12 protein-coding genes and 1 pseudogene are annotated in these 14,234 nt (G+C 51.4%); 5 read left to right on the plus strand and 8 right to left on the minus strand.

Annotated elements, in window-relative coordinates; translation table 11 throughout:
- Nucleotides 1–637: pseudogene (gene lacZ, locus ACJ9N4_RS12345) on the plus strand (beta-galactosidase); the annotation flags it as partial.
- Between the two features lie 45 nt (nucleotides 638–682).
- Here the strand turns inward: lacZ and ACJ9N4_RS12350 are convergent.
- Nucleotides 683–2,248, minus strand: coding sequence for an EAL domain-containing protein (locus ACJ9N4_RS12350; RefSeq protein WP_182919505.1), 1,566 nt, complete (start codon nucleotides 2,246–2,248; stop codon nucleotides 683–685).
- A 234-nt stretch (nucleotides 2,249–2,482) separates the two neighbouring features.
- Between ACJ9N4_RS12350 and ACJ9N4_RS12355 the strand changes: the two genes are divergently transcribed.
- Together ACJ9N4_RS12355 and ykgO are read left to right on the plus strand one after the other, a co-directional pair.
- Nucleotides 2,483–2,743, plus strand: coding sequence for a type B 50S ribosomal protein L31 (locus tag ACJ9N4_RS12355; RefSeq protein ID WP_182274631.1), 261 nt, complete (start codon nucleotides 2,483–2,485; stop codon nucleotides 2,741–2,743).
- A 2-nt stretch (nucleotides 2,744–2,745) separates the two neighbouring features.
- Nucleotides 2,746–2,886 carry a type B 50S ribosomal protein L36 gene (ykgO, locus tag ACJ9N4_RS12360; RefSeq protein ID WP_003859006.1) on the plus strand — a complete coding sequence of 47 codons (141 nt, stop codon included), beginning with the start codon at nucleotides 2,746–2,748 and terminating at the stop codon, nucleotides 2,884–2,886.
- On the opposite strand, the gene ACJ9N4_RS12365 is transcribed toward ykgO, so the two are convergent.
- The 7 genes from ACJ9N4_RS12365 to acrA all read right to left on the minus strand — a co-directional run bounded on the left by ACJ9N4_RS12365 (nucleotide 2,852) and on the right by acrA (nucleotide 9,875).
- On the minus strand, nucleotides 2,852–3,019 hold the full coding sequence (locus ACJ9N4_RS12365) for a hypothetical protein (protein ID WP_196391418.1): 168 nt from the start codon (nucleotides 3,017–3,019) through the stop codon (nucleotides 2,852–2,854). The genes ykgO and ACJ9N4_RS12365 overlap by 35 nt on opposite strands.
- Nucleotides 3,020–3,030: 11 nt before the next feature.
- The gene (locus ACJ9N4_RS12370; RefSeq protein WP_182273973.1) at nucleotides 3,031–3,498 is read right to left on the minus strand and encodes a YlaC family protein; all 468 of its coding nucleotides are present in this window, start codon (nucleotides 3,496–3,498) and stop codon (nucleotides 3,031–3,033) included.
- A gap of 117 nt (nucleotides 3,499–3,615) precedes the next feature.
- Nucleotides 3,616–4,167 (minus strand): maltose O-acetyltransferase, encoded by a 552-nt coding sequence (gene maa, locus ACJ9N4_RS12375; protein ID WP_182919506.1) that lies wholly within the window; start codon nucleotides 4,165–4,167, stop codon nucleotides 3,616–3,618.
- Between the two features lie 210 nt (nucleotides 4,168–4,377).
- Nucleotides 4,378–4,596 carry an HHA domain-containing protein gene (locus tag ACJ9N4_RS12380; protein WP_181622491.1) on the minus strand — a complete coding sequence of 73 codons (219 nt, stop codon included), beginning with the start codon at nucleotides 4,594–4,596 and terminating at the stop codon, nucleotides 4,378–4,380.
- A 27-nt stretch (nucleotides 4,597–4,623) separates the two neighbouring features.
- Nucleotides 4,624–4,998, minus strand: coding sequence for an Hha toxicity modulator TomB (gene tomB / locus ACJ9N4_RS12385; protein ID WP_008499288.1), 375 nt, complete (start codon nucleotides 4,996–4,998; stop codon nucleotides 4,624–4,626).
- A 514-nt stretch (nucleotides 4,999–5,512) separates the two neighbouring features.
- Nucleotides 5,513–8,659 carry a multidrug efflux RND transporter permease subunit AcrB gene (acrB, locus tag ACJ9N4_RS12390; protein ID WP_182273975.1) on the minus strand — a complete coding sequence of 1,049 codons (3,147 nt, stop codon included), beginning with the start codon at nucleotides 8,657–8,659 and terminating at the stop codon, nucleotides 5,513–5,515.
- Between the two features lie 22 nt (nucleotides 8,660–8,681).
- On the minus strand, nucleotides 8,682–9,875 hold the full coding sequence (gene acrA, locus ACJ9N4_RS12395) for a multidrug efflux RND transporter periplasmic adaptor subunit AcrA (protein ID WP_182273976.1): 1,194 nt from the start codon (nucleotides 9,873–9,875) through the stop codon (nucleotides 8,682–8,684).
- 141 nt (nucleotides 9,876–10,016) lie between these two features.
- Here acrA and acrR point away from each other — a divergent pair, with 141 nt between their 5' ends.
- Both acrR and mscK read left to right on the plus strand, forming a co-directional pair.
- The gene (gene acrR, locus ACJ9N4_RS12400; RefSeq protein ID WP_182273977.1) at nucleotides 10,017–10,670 is read left to right on the plus strand and encodes a multidrug efflux transporter transcriptional repressor AcrR; all 654 of its coding nucleotides are present in this window, start codon (nucleotides 10,017–10,019) and stop codon (nucleotides 10,668–10,670) included.
- Between the two features lie 113 nt (nucleotides 10,671–10,783).
- Complete coding sequence (gene mscK, locus ACJ9N4_RS12405) at nucleotides 10,784–14,131, plus strand: mechanosensitive channel MscK (protein WP_411500522.1); 3,348 nt, start codon at nucleotides 10,784–10,786, stop codon at nucleotides 14,129–14,131.
- The last annotated feature ends 103 nt before the right edge of the window (nucleotides 14,132–14,234 follow it).

Consider the following 14,234-nt stretch of genomic DNA (forward strand, 5'->3'; position numbering starts at 1 on the left):
GATGTACGATTTACATCCCCGGGTGTTGGCGTGTGAAGGAGAGCAACACTCAGGCGAGGCGGTGGTGACAACACTGCATGTCTGGGAATATGGCGGCAAAGCACTGTTCCTGAGCCGTAAGGTCTGGCGGGTTGACAGTCGTGGTGTGCTGCATGCAGATGTGCAGATACAGGTCGCCTCTGACATCCCTGAACCGGCACGTGTCGGCCTGAGCTGTCAGCTCGCACAGGTACCGCAGAGCGCGTGCTGGCTGGGATTGGGGCCGCATGAGAACTATCCTGACAGAAAACTGGCGGCACAGCAGGGGCGCTGGACATTGCCGCTGGAAGCAATGCACACGCCGTATATCTTCCCGACAGAAAATGGCCTGCGCTGTGATACCCGTGAACTGGTGTTAGGGGCACACCAGCTGCAGGGACAGTTCCATTTCTCCGTGAGCCGCTATAGCCAGCAACAGCTGCGCGAGACAACCCATCATCATCTGCTACGCGAGGAACCGGGGTGTTGGCTTAATCTTGACGCGTTCCATATGGGCGTGGGCGGCGATGACTCCTGGAGCCCCAGCGTTTCACCAGAGTTTATCCTGCAAAAACGCCAGCTACGCTATACCTTTAGCTGGCATCAGAACATTAGCTGACCTGACAGATACGGCCACATACGGTGGCCGTACTTTTAATCCTGCTTAAGCAGGATGATTTTCGAGGTTGTATTCAGCCCACAGAATAAATTCCACTTTTGGCATTGCTTTGCTGTAGTACCACCCTTGTCCGTACTGTACCCCGTGGCGGTGCAGCCAGGCGAGCTGCCCTGCCGTTTCAATACCCTCCGCAACCATCGCCAGCTTCAGCGATTTCGCCATTTCAATAATGTGTGGCGTCACATTTTTGTACTCCAGCGCATTCACGAAAGATTTATCAATTTTTAGCGTATCGACGTCCAGATCCTGCAGGTAACTGAGACTGGAATAGCCGGTTCCAAAATCATCAATATAAATAGCGTGGCCTGAACGGCGGAATGCAGCAATGGCCGGGGCGCTGACCTTTGGATCGGCAAAACCGCGCTCGGTGAGTTCAAGGGCTATTTGTCCGGGGTGGACTTGCCATTTATTCAGCAGATGATGAAGCAGGGGCGGTAGCTTACCGGAGGTCAGATCGTCGGGCGCAAGGTTAATGGAAATATGCTGATCCGGATGAAGGTGTAACCAGTGCCCCATATCTTCGAATACTTTTTCGATGATTAATTGAGTCAGCTGCGAAATAAGGCCCGTTTGTTCCGCGAGCGACACAAAAATATCGGGTGACAGGTGGCTCCCGTCAGGCTGCGGCCAGCGTGCCAGCGCCTCCGCGCCGACCATCTTTCCACTGCCTAACGCCACAATGGGCTGATAGTGGACCACAAAATCACGGCTGTTAATGGCATCCTGCAGGCGGTTACGCGGAGACTGTATGTGGCGCAGAAGTCGCAGCATAAAGAACGCGGCAAGCAGGCTGATCAATATCCCTGCAGGAAGCCAGATGAGCAACTGTTGATGCCAGTTTTCATCCAGCGGTTTCAGCGCTGCCCACGCCACCACCGTAAAGCCCAGTTCCGGAACGGGTTTAGTGATATACATCGAACCGTTGTACTGCAGGCGCGTTATTTTCTGGTTACCCAGAAGCGCGTGAATATGGTGATCAAGCGTATTACTGCTGGCAAAAATCAGATTGCGCGCGTCGCCAATCAAAGCAGCATCAATGTGGGTCGTACTGAACGGGAGCACATCCACCAGAGAGTCGGGGTCGATCATCACCAGGTAATGTCCCCGACCGACAATGGCCATATAGTGGTTAAACCCAAGATCGTTTTGTGGTGACAGCCATGTGCTGTAGCCGTCCCGGGTAATGCGCATCGGAGGGGGATAGGCAGGTGCGTTGCTGATTTGTTCGAGAGATGAACAGACGGGTTTCAGGTTATCAACATAAATCACCTCTTGCACATACCGCCGGGAGAAAGCGACCAGGCGCATCTCTCTCAGATGCTGACGACTGCAGGGAGGGGCTTCATAATTTTGCAGTTGGGTGAGTGCATCTTTCGCCTGAGCGACAACCCTGTCTGTACGCATCAATACGCGTGAAGCATAGTTATCCAGTACATTGACAAACTGCTCTTCCGCCTGGCGATGGGCCAGCCAGATACTGAGGCAAATCGGCACCAGCACAGAAACGATCAGTATGCCTGTCACCAGGCTGACCAGATGTCGGGTTTTCATGCAGCTGTTTCCTTCCTCATATGCCCAATCCCGGGACACTGAGTGTGCTCGCCAGAGGAAAAAGATTTTATCGCGAAATGATATAGTTATAGCACGTGCCATTTATTGATTTCACTTCGTTCCCAGGCAAATCAGAAAATAATTCCGGGGATACGGTGCATGATCGGGGCTTGCTTTTGTACGGTGACTCAGATACTGTTTTGTTATGTTATAACAAAACACATGGGGTCTATGATGAAATCTGATATCCACCCAGCCTATCGCACCGTCGTGTTTCACGACACCAGTGCCAATGAGTACTTTAAAGTCGGCTCAACCATCAGAACCGATCGCGAAATTGAACTCGACGGTAGAACGTATCCATACGTTTCTATTGAGGTTTCTTCGAAGTCACATCCGTTCTACACCGGTAAGCAAAAAACGTTTTCGGCAGAAGGCAGTACGGCACGCTTCCGTCAGCGTTTTGGCGGTTTTCTTAATGCGAAGCGGGGTTAATCATGCAGGTACTTAATTCTCTGCGCAGTGCGAAACAGCGCCATCCGGATTGCCAGATAGTCAAACGCAAAGGACGCCTGTACGTTATTTGCAAATCTAACCCGCGTTTTAAGGCTGTTCAGGGACGTAAAAAAAGACGCTAAGCGCACGTAGCACGCCAACTTTCCAGGGATCTTCTCTGCTTGCCATCGGGTCGGTGGCAAGCGTGTTTTCAAACACACCCACCTTGCAGGAGGGTGTGTTCAGGTTGTTGTATGCGTTGGGAGGCTGACGCATACAGACTCTCGTTACGCAGCAGCGGGGCGGGAAAGCGTAAAGACATCATAGAAGGAGAGCTGGCCTTTGGTTGATACCATTTTCTGCAGCTTCTCTTTTTGCACGGTCTCTACCGCTGGGGAATGCAAAATGCTGTCGATCAGTTCTGACGGGACAAAGCGTGTGTTATACCACTCGCCGTTATAGCAGACCCGGAAATCGAGCACGTCGATATCTTCGTAGCGATAACGAGGATGCACGTCGAAAAAGAAAAAGGCGTTAAACACCACAAACAGTACAACCAGCAGCCAGACGGAATCCACCAGCGTGTCGGACTTCAGCATTACAATAAGCGTTGCCAGCCAGGCAGCATACATGGCGACAAACAGCCCAGGATGTTTGCGGATAAAACTAATGCTAAAGCGCGGGCGATTGTCGCGCTTTTCACGGATGTTAAGATCGTCGATGGTGGCGGTAAGCAGGCGCTGTATCTCGGTCATTTTTTGCCTTCATGAATTATGAAAATACAGGGGATCTGCCTATTTTAGGGGAGCCATTTGGTTGAAAAAAGTAACAGTTATGTACAGAAAGACCATAACAGTTTGCTCCCCACCGGATTACAGCGTTTTTATTATTTTAGCTGGATTTCCGCCGACGACGACGTTGGCCGGAACATCTTTGGTGACAACGGCACCGGAAGCAACCACCACATTATCACCAATGGTGACGCCAGGGTTAATAACGGCTCGTCCACCAATCCAGACATTATTGCCAATGCTGACAGGTTTGCCAAACTCGACACCGCTGTTACGTTCGTCAGCATCCAGCGGGTGTGTCGCCGTATAGATATGAACACCCGGAGCGAGCATGCAGTTGTCGCCAATATGAATAGGGCAGACATCAAGCATCACACAATCGAAGTTAGCGTAAAACGCGTTACCCAGATAAATGTTATAGCCGTAATCGCAGCGGAAGCCAGGCTCAATATAAGCGCCTTCACTTTTCCCCAGGAGTTCTGCGAGTATCTGCTGGCGTTCTGTTTTTGCATCAGGAGTTGTGTGGTTATAGCGGTGAACAAGATGACGGGCATGCAGTCGATCGGCCCGTAACGTCTCATCACCGGGGAGGTAATGTTCACCTGCGATCATCTTCTGTTTTTCTGTGCTCATGGGAAACCTCTCTGGGATCGTGAATTACCTCAGGGTAAAGAGGATTAACCAGAAAGGGAACGTTCCCAAAAAATCGTTGTGACCACAGTCACAACATAGTTGCTGCTGAACACTTTTTACTCGGGAACCTGGTTTTCACTCAGGGAGTGTAATTCGAAAGGTGACTTCAGTTTAGAAAATGGCAAAACCTCTGCAGATACACGTCAAAGATTAACGGACAAATTTCCACACAGAAGAGGGGATTTTGTCATACAGTTTATTCATTGTTAGCTCAGCAAGACGATGGTCAGCCGCTGAATAAAATACAGCCAGTTCATTATCAGAAAGCTCGTATTTATTCTTTTCAATTACACGTTCCAGCGTGTCTATTGACTGACAACGTCGTAAGCGCATCAAATAATCGATCTTGGTTAATGGTTTATCAGACATAAATTTACCTTAGTAGTTGTAATAATTTTAACAGGAAAGGCTAACAGGGTTAGCTCTGCTCACGTTGACGAAACAGCGAAATAGACGATTCCCAGATTTACGCCATTTTTGCAAATCCTGTGCGTTAATGCCGTAGCTGCTGAACAACATAAAGGTGTCGTCCAGGTATTCGTCAATTTGCTCAATCAGCTTATTATCTTCATTGTACTTAATTTTATAATTAAGTGCGAAGGTTGCGATATGCTCTATCAGCTCATTCAGCTGTAAATTGATAGCAGACGTAGGATCGTTCACCCAGCCGTGGTTACTTTCATCAAGATTGGCAAGGCAGTCATGGTACAAGGATTCGCAGAGAAATTTCAACTGCGCGATATCATGCCTTTTTGGCGAGTACTCGTCCATAGCGCATCCCCTTTTGAGTGATTTCTTACTCACCGAACATCAACGTCGGGATGGATACAACATACTTAGCCGCACGGGTGCTGTGTTCCTGATAACTCTAACTATAAGCCACTCCTTTCAAGATTTCATCGCGCTATTACGAAAAATTACAATTAAAACGCAACGCTGCGAACTTGTACGCAATTGTTTGCCCTGGGGCTGGTTGCGTAATCTAAAACAGGAGTGACTTTTTTACGGCTTCCTTATGTTTCATTGAGTTAACATTTGTCACCAAATGAAGTCCTGATTCAGACATTCGCTATCCAGACACGTGGATTAGGATTATTCCTAATAAGCTATGCGACGAAATGAAATTAAAAAAATCACAAACTCGTCGGGTCAGTTATCGGTTAATTATGATATGTCTTATTACGATGACAGAAAATAAATAGATCAGCAATAAGCGTAATTTATGATTTTTACACCAAAATGAAAAAGGCCGCTAATGCGGCCTTTTTATCGGATGAAACCGGTATCAGTGATGTTCTACCGAGTGATTATGCTCAATATCGTCACTCTTGCGGCTAAAGCGGCGGCGAACCACCACAAAGAACACCGGTACGAAGAAGATAGCGAGAACGGTCGCGGTGACCATGCCCCCCATTACACCTGTACCTACGGCGTTCTGCGCACCGGAGCCCGCACCTGAACTGATAACCAGCGGCATAACACCGAGGATAAACGCCAGAGAGGTCATCAGGATTGGACGAAGACGCATACGAACTGCATCAAGCGTCGCCTCAATCAGGCCTTTACCTTCTTTCTCCATCAGGTCTTTGGCGAATTCAACGATAAGTATCGCGTTCTTCGCCGACAAGCCAATGGTTGTCAGCAGACCTACCTGGAAGTACACGTCGTTGGTCAAACCACGGAACGTTGCGGCAAGCAGCGCACCGATAACCCCGAGCGGTACCACCAGCATAACGGAGAACGGAATTGACCAGCTCTCGTACAACGCTGCCAGACACAGGAAGACCACGATTAGCGAGATCGCATACAGGGCAGGGGCCTGGTTACCGGACAGACGTTCCTGATAGGACATACCGGTCCAGTCATAGCCGATACCCGAAGGCAGCTTGCTGGCCAGTTGCTCCATCATCAGCATCGCTTCACCAGTACTTCGACCTGGTGCGGCCTGACCCAGAATTTCCATTGATGGCAGCCCGTTATAACGCTCCAGACGTGGTGAACCATATTCCCAGCGTGACGTTGAGAAGGAAGAGAACGGTACCATTTGTCCATTGTTTCCACGAACGTACCAGGTATTGATATCGTTCGGTAACATACGGTATTGCGCCTCAGACATCACGTACACTTTCTTCACACGACCGCGGTCGATGAAGTCGTTGACGTAGCTACCGCCCCAGGCAGCGCCCAGCGTGGTATTGATGTCGCTGATGGAAACGCCCAATGCCTGCGCTTTTTCCTGATCGATATCGATCTTGAACTGCGGCGTATCTTCGAGGCCGTTAGGACGAACGCCGACCAGCAGGTCAGGATGTTTCGCCACTTCACCGAACAACTGGTTACGTGCCTGAGTCAGTTTTTCATGTCCCAGACCGGCCTGGTCAATCAGCTGGAAGTCAAAGCCGGTTGCGGTACCCAGTTCAACAATCGCTGGCAGGTTAAAGGCGAACACCATCGCATCTTTAATCTTCGAGAAGGTGCCCATAGCACGGCCGGTAATCGCCTCAACTTTGTTCTCTGAGCCTGGACGTTCTGACCAGTCTTTCAGGGAGACGAAGGCAATACCGGTGTTCTGACCACGACCCGCAAAGCCAAAGCCGTTAACCGCAAACACGGATTCAACGTTCGCTTTCTCTTTGGTGAGATAGTAGTCCGTCACTTCATCCAGCACTTTCTGGGTACGTTCTTGTGATGCACCAGCCGGAAGCTGCGCCATCGTCAGGAACACGCCCTGGTCTTCATCTGGCAGGAACGAGCTTGGCAGACGAACAAACAAATAGGCCATACCGACCACGATGATGATATAGAGCAGCAGGTAACGACCGGTGCTGCGCAGGATATTCCCTACGCTGTCGGTGTAGTGGTGCGTACTCTTCTCAAACATGCGGTTAAACCAGCCGAAGAACCCTTTGTGCTCGCCGTGACCCCCTTTCTGAATAGGCTTCAGCATGGTGGCACACAGCGCTGGTGTCAGGATCAACGCGACCAGTACCGACAGCGCCATCGCCGACACGATGGTGATAGAGAACTGACGATAAATAGCACCGGTTGAACCACCGAAGAAGGCCATCGGGATAAATACCGCTGACAGTACCATCGCGATACCGACCAGCGCGCCCTGGATCTGACCCATTGATTTACGGGTTGCTTCCTTCGGCGGTAGCCCTTCTTCGGCCATCACACGTTCGACGTTCTCGACAACGACGATGGCATCATCCACCAGCAAGCCGATGGCCAGTACCATCCCGAACATCGTCAGGGTGTTTATCGAGAACCCAAAGGCCGCGAGGATGGCGAACGTCCCCAACAGTACAACCGGCACCGCGATGGTTGGAATCAGCGTTGCACGGAAGTTTTGCAGGAACAGATACATGACCAGGAATACCAGTATGATCGCTTCTGCCAGCGTTTTAACCACTTCGTGAATCGAGATTTTTACGAACGGTGTGGTGTCGTACGGATAAACAATCTTCAGACCTGAAGGGAAGAAGGGCTCCATCTTCTTCAGTTCCGCGCGGATAGCCGTCGCGGTGTCCAGAGCGTTAGCCCCTGTCGCCAGTTTGATACCCAGACCAGACGCTGGTTTGCCGTTAAACTTCGCAATGATGTCGTAGTTTTCGCCACCCAGTTCTACTTTTGCTACGTCACGCAGACGAACCTGGGAACCATCCTGATTCACTTTCAGCAGAATTTTGCTGAACTCATCGGCGGAGGTCAGACGGGTTTGCGCAATGATCGACGCGTTAAGCTGCTGGCCTTTCACCGGTGGTGTACCACCTAACTGACCGGCTGCAACCTGGGCGTTCTGTGCTTTGATGGCGCTGATCACGTCAACCGGCGTCAGCTGGAAGTTGTTCAGTTTGTTCGGATCCATCCAGATACGCATTGCATACTGGGAACCGAACAGCTGAACATCACCCACACCAGAAGTACGGCTGATGGCGTCCTTCATGTTGGCACCCACGTAGTCGGAAATATCCTCCTGCGTCATGGTGCCGTTGGTGTTGATAACGCCAACAACCATCAGGAAGCTACTGGACGATTTCTCGACGCTCACGCCCTGTTGCTGTACTTCCTGTGGCAGCAGCGGCATTGCCAGCTGCAGTTTGTTCTGCACCTGAACCTGCGCGATGTCGGCATCAGTACCGGACTGGAAGGTCAGGGTGATCTGAACCGTACCGGTTGAGTCACTGTTTGAGGACATGTACATCAGGTTATCGATACCGTTCATATTCTGTTCGATAACCTGTGTAACGGTATCCTGCACCGTTTTCGCATCAGCCCCTGGGTAGGTTGCGGAGATCGCCACCGCCGGTGGCGCAATGGTCGGATATTGCGCGACAGGCAGCTTCAGGATCGCAAGTCCCCCGGCTAGCATGATAATGATGGCGATCACCCACGCGAATATGGGGCGATCGATAAAGAAATTAGGCATGTCTTAACGGCTCCTGTTTAAGTTAAGACTTGGTTTGTTCTGACTGACCACCGGCTGCGGCTTGTTGTTTCTCGTCAGATTTGACTTCCTGCGCTTTGACCTGCGCGCCAGGACGTACTTTTTGCAAACCGGTAACAATTACGCGATCGCCATCTTTCAGACCTTTAGTGACCAGCCATTTGTCGCCAATCGCCTGCGTGGCAGTGATTTGACGCGTTTCGACTTTGTCATCAGCACCAACCACCAGTGCACTCGCATCGCCACGCGGCGTACGGGTTACACCCTGCTGTGGAACCAGAATTGCAGTTGGGTTAGTCCCTTCTTCCAGACGAGCGCGAACGAACATACCTGGCAACAGCGTGTGGTCAGGGTTCGGGAAGATTGCACGTAAGGTGATAGAACCGGTGGTCTGGTCGACCGTCACATCAGAGAATTCCAGCGTACCTGACTGCGGGTATTTGACACCGTCATTGGTAACCAGCTCCACTTTCGCTTTGCCGTTTTCCTGTTCCAGAGTGCCGTTTGCCAGCTCTTGTTTCAGACGCAGGAAATCGTTGCTGGATTGGGTGACGTCAACGTAGATCGGATCAAGCTGCTGCACGGTGGCCAGCGCAGTGCTTTGCCCGTTCTGCACCAGAGCGCCTTCCGTCACGGAAGATTTACCAATGCGTCCGCTAATAGGGGAGGTCACTTTGGTATAGGCCAGGTTGATACGCGCGGTTTCGACAGCCGCTTTTGCTGCCACGACGGCCGCGTTGGCTTGCTGGGCATCGGCCAGAGCAGTATCGTAATCCTGTTGACTGATGTATTGCGTGCCGAGCAGTTTTTTATAGCGGTTCAGCGTCAGTTGGGAGATTTTGGCTGCAGCTTCTGCTTTCGCCAGATCGCCTTTTGCACTTTCGTATGCGGCCTGGTAGGTAGCAGGATCAATCTGATACAGAGAGACACCCCCTTCAATATCTCCCCCTTCGGTGAAGTTACGTTTCAGGATAATGCCACTTACCTGAGGACGAACTTCTGCAACACGATAAGCGTTTGTGCGGCCAGGTAATTCTGTTGTGATCTGGAGAGGTTCGGATTTGAGCGTCACGACGCCAACTTCTGGCATCTGCTGAGCTCCTTGTTGAGCCTTTTTGTCGTCACATCCTGTAAGCGCTAAGCTGCCTGAGAGCATCAGAACGACCGCCAGAGGCGTTAACCCTCTGTTTTTGTTCATATGTAAACCTCGAGTGTCCGATTTCAAATTGATCAATGGTCCTGGGTCCCAAAACCCATTGCTGCGTTTATATTATCGTCATGCTATGGTACATACATTCACAAATGTATGTAAATCTGACTCCTGTAAATTCACTGGCATATGGCACGAAAAACTAAACAACAAGCACTTGAGACACGTCAGCACATCCTGGACGTTGCAATGCGTTTGTTTTCTCAGCAAGGGGTATCGTCAACCTCGCTGGCTCAGATTGCTCAGGCCGCCGGTGTGACGCGGGGAGCAATTTATTGGCATTTTAAAGACAAGTCAGACCTGTTTAGTGAAATCTGGCAACTTTCAGAAGCCAGTATTAGCGATCTAGAGATTGAGTATCGGGCAAAATTCCCCGACGATCCACTCTCAGTATTAAGAGAAATATTAGTATATATCCTTGAAGCAACGGTAGTTGAAGAACGTCGCAGGTTAATGATGGAAATCATCTTTCATAAATGTGAGTTCGTGGGGGAAATGGCGGTGGTCCAGCAGGCACAACGCAGCCTGTGCCTGGAGAGTTACGACCGTATCGAACAGACGCTGAACCAGTGCATAAAAGCAAAGATGTTACCGGCCAACCTGTTGACTCGCCGGGCGGCTATTTTGATGCGCAGCTATATTTCTGGTTTGATGGAAAACTGGCTTTTTGCCCCGCAGACATTCGATCTCAAAGAGGAAGCGCGTAGCTATGTCGCGATTCTGCTGGAAATGTGCCAATTTTGCCCGACGCTTCGTGGTGACGCGACACAGCTAACTACCTGAACTGTTTTTAAGAATTATCCCAGAGGTCTATGTTCGCGCTATTCTGCTTCAGGCGGGCGTGATATCCTGCACGCCGGACTATTTTTGGTCATCTTCTGACATTATTCACGACTATGCTGCACATCAATCGCTCGCAACACCCTGTTCTTGCCTTTCTTTTTGCGACGCTGTTTTTCTTCGCAACAGCACCGCTTTCCTGGGCCCGCGCTGATAACAGCACGGATATCCCTTCGCGTGCTGATGTTCAGTCGCAACTCGATACCCTGAGCAAACAAAAAGATCTCTCTCCTCAGGAAAAACTCATCCAGCAGGATCTGATGGAAACGCTGGAATCGATTGATAAAACTGAGCGTGTCAAAGCGGAAACCGCGCAACTGCGTCAGAAGGTCGCGCAGGCCCCCGATGCCATGCGTAAGGCAACAGATGCCCTGAGTGCACTGAGTGACGTCGATAACGATGATGAAACCCGCAAAACGCTCGCGACGCTTTCATTGCGTCAGCTGGAGTCGCGGGTTGCGCAATTACTCGACGACCTGCAAACGGCACAGGCCGATCTCGCAACGTATAATAGCCAGCTGGTCTCACTGCAAACTCAGCCAGAACGCGTGCAGAACTCGATGTATGTCGCATCTCAGCAACTGCAGCAAATTCGCAATCGCCTGAACGGAACAACGGTTGGCGAAGGTGCTTTACGCCCGACGCAGCAAACATTACTGCTGGTTCAGCAGTCCTTAATCAATGCGCAGATTGAACAGCAGCGTAAAAGCCTGGAAGGAAATACGGTGCTGCAGGATACGCTGCAAAAACAGCGTGATTATGTCACCGCGAATATTAATCGTCTGGAACATCAGCTTCAGTTGTTGCAGGAGGCGGTGAACAGCAAGCGTCTTACGCTGACGGAAAAAACCGCGCAGGAAGCCGTATCGCCAGACGAAACCGCCCGTATTCAGGCTAATCCGCTGGTGAAACAGGAGCTGGATGTTAACCACCAGCTGAGCCAGCGCCTGATTCAGGCGACGGAAAACGGTAACTCGCTGGTTCAGCAAAATATCAAAGTGAAAAACTGGCTGGATCGCGCGCTCCAGGCTGAACGCAATATTAAAGAGCAGATTGCCGTCCTGAAAGGCAGTCTTCTGCTGTCACGTATTCTCTACCAGCAACAGCAGACGCTGCCCTCTGCTGACGAGCTGGAGGATATGACCAACCGCATTGCTGATTTACGTCTGGAACAATTTGATGTGAACCAGCAGCGCGACGCGCTTTTCCAGAGCGATGCTTTTGTCGCCAAAGTGGAAGAGGGCCATTCCAGTGAAGTGAACCCTGAAGTTCACGACGCGCTGTTGCAGGTGGTGGATATGCGCCGCGAGCTGCTCGACCAGTTCAACAAACAGCTAGGCAACCAGCTGATGATGGCGATTAACCTGCAAATTAACCAGCAACAGTTAGTGAGCGTCTCTAAAAGCCTGCAGGAGATTTTGACTCAGCAAATTTTCTGGGTGAACAGCAACAAACCGATGGACTGGGACTGGGTGAAATCCTTCCCTGAGACGCTGAAAACCCAGATCAAGAGCATGAAAATTACCGTGAACTGGGAGAAAGCCTGGCCTGCGGTGATGATTGCCTTCCTGGCGGGGTTACCGCTGTTGCTGATTGCAGGTCTCATTCGTTGGCGTCTGGCCTGGATGAAAAAATACCAGGCGAAGTTGGCGGCTGAAGTGGGGCAGTTGCGAAACGATAGCCAGCTCCACACGCCAAAAGCGATCCTGATTGACCTGATCCGTGCGCTGCCGGTGTGTCTGCTCATCCTGGCCGTTGGTCTTATTCTGCTCACGATGCAGCTCAACGTCAGCGATTTGCTGTGGGCCTTCAGTAAAAAACTGGCGCTGTTCTGGCTGGTGTTTGGCCTGTGCTGGAAAGTGCTGGAAAAAGACGGCGTTGCGGTACGTCATTTCAACATGCCAGAGAAACTGACCAGCCACTGGCGTCGTCAGATTGTGCGTATCAGCCTGGCGCTCCTGCCGCTGCATTTCTGGTCTGTTGTGTCTGAGCTTTCTCCGCTGCACCTGATGGACGACGTGCTGGGGCAACTGGTCATTCTGCTGAACCTGCTGCTGATCGCCATACTGATGTGGCCAATGTGCCGCGATAGCTGGCGTGATAAAGAGTCCCACAATATTCGTCTGGCCACCGTAACGGTGCTGGCGATAATTCCGCTGGCGCTGATGGTGCTTACGGCAACGGGTTACTTCTATACGACGCTGCGCCTGTCCGGGCGCTGGATTGAAACCGTCTATCTGGTGATCGTCTGGAACCTGCTTTACCAGACGGTACTGCGTGGCCTGAGCGTGGCGGCTCGCCGTATCGCTTATCGTCGTGCCATTGCCCGCCGTCAGCATCAGGTTAAAGAGGGCGCTGAAGGCGCGGAGCCACAGGAAGAACCTACCATCGCGCTGGAGCAGGTTAACCAGCAGACGTTGCGCATTACCATGCTGGTCATGGTCGCGCTGTTTGGGGTGATGTTCTGGGCTATCTGGTCTGATTTGATTACCGTGTTTGCTTATCTCGACAGCGTCACGCTCTGGCAGTACAGCGGAACGGAAGCGGGTGCCACGGTGATGAAAAGCGTGACGATGGGCAGTCTGCTCTTCGCGCTGGTTTCGTCGATGGTCGCCTGGGCGCTGATCCGCAACCTGCCTGGGTTGCTGGAGGTGCTGGTGCTGTCACGCCTGAACCTGCGTCAGGGGGCATCGTATGCCATCACCACCATCCTGAACTACGTCATCATTATTGTCGGTGCGATGACGGTCTTCGGCTCGCTTGGCGTCTCGTGGGATAAACTGCAGTGGCTGGCCGCTGCGCTCTCTGTTGGTCTTGGTTTTGGTTTGCAGGAGATCTTCGGTAACTTCGTTTCTGGCTTGATCATTCTGTTTGAGCGTCCGGTACGTATTGGCGATACCGTGACCATCGGCACCTTCTCCGGTACCGTCAGCAAGATCCGTATTCGCGCCACCACGATCACCGACTTCGATCGCAAAGAGGTGATCATCCCGAACAAAGCCTTCGTGACCGAACGTCTGATCAACTGGTCACTCTCTGATACGGTCACCCGCGTAGTGATCCGCCTGGGCGTAGCCTACGGTTCGGATCTGGATAAGGTAAAAGAGGTACTGCTACAGGCCGCGGCTGAACATCCGAAGGTGATGCACGATCCGGCCCCATCGGTCTTCTTCACCACCTTTGGCCCAAGCACGCTGGATCACGAGCTGCGCTTATACGTGCGTGAGCTGCGCGACCGCAGCTTTGCCGTTGATGAGCTGAACCGCGCTATCGATCGTCTGTGCCGTGAAAACGACATTAATATCGCTTTCAACCAGCTTGAGGTTCACCTGCGTAATGAAAAAGGTGATGAGCATACGGAAGTGAAGCGCGATATTAAAGGTGATGATCCTACTCCTGCATAATCCATATTCCCTCTGCTCTGAGGGGGTGTACAGTCCGGGGACATAGTGAACACTTGTTCGGGGACATGGTAGACACTTACAACTAAGGCATAAGAACCCGTTT

This window comes from Enterobacter sp. LM3 (assembly GCF_046622475.1).
Classification (GTDB): domain Bacteria; phylum Pseudomonadota; class Gammaproteobacteria; order Enterobacterales; family Enterobacteriaceae; genus Enterobacter; species Enterobacter cloacae_P.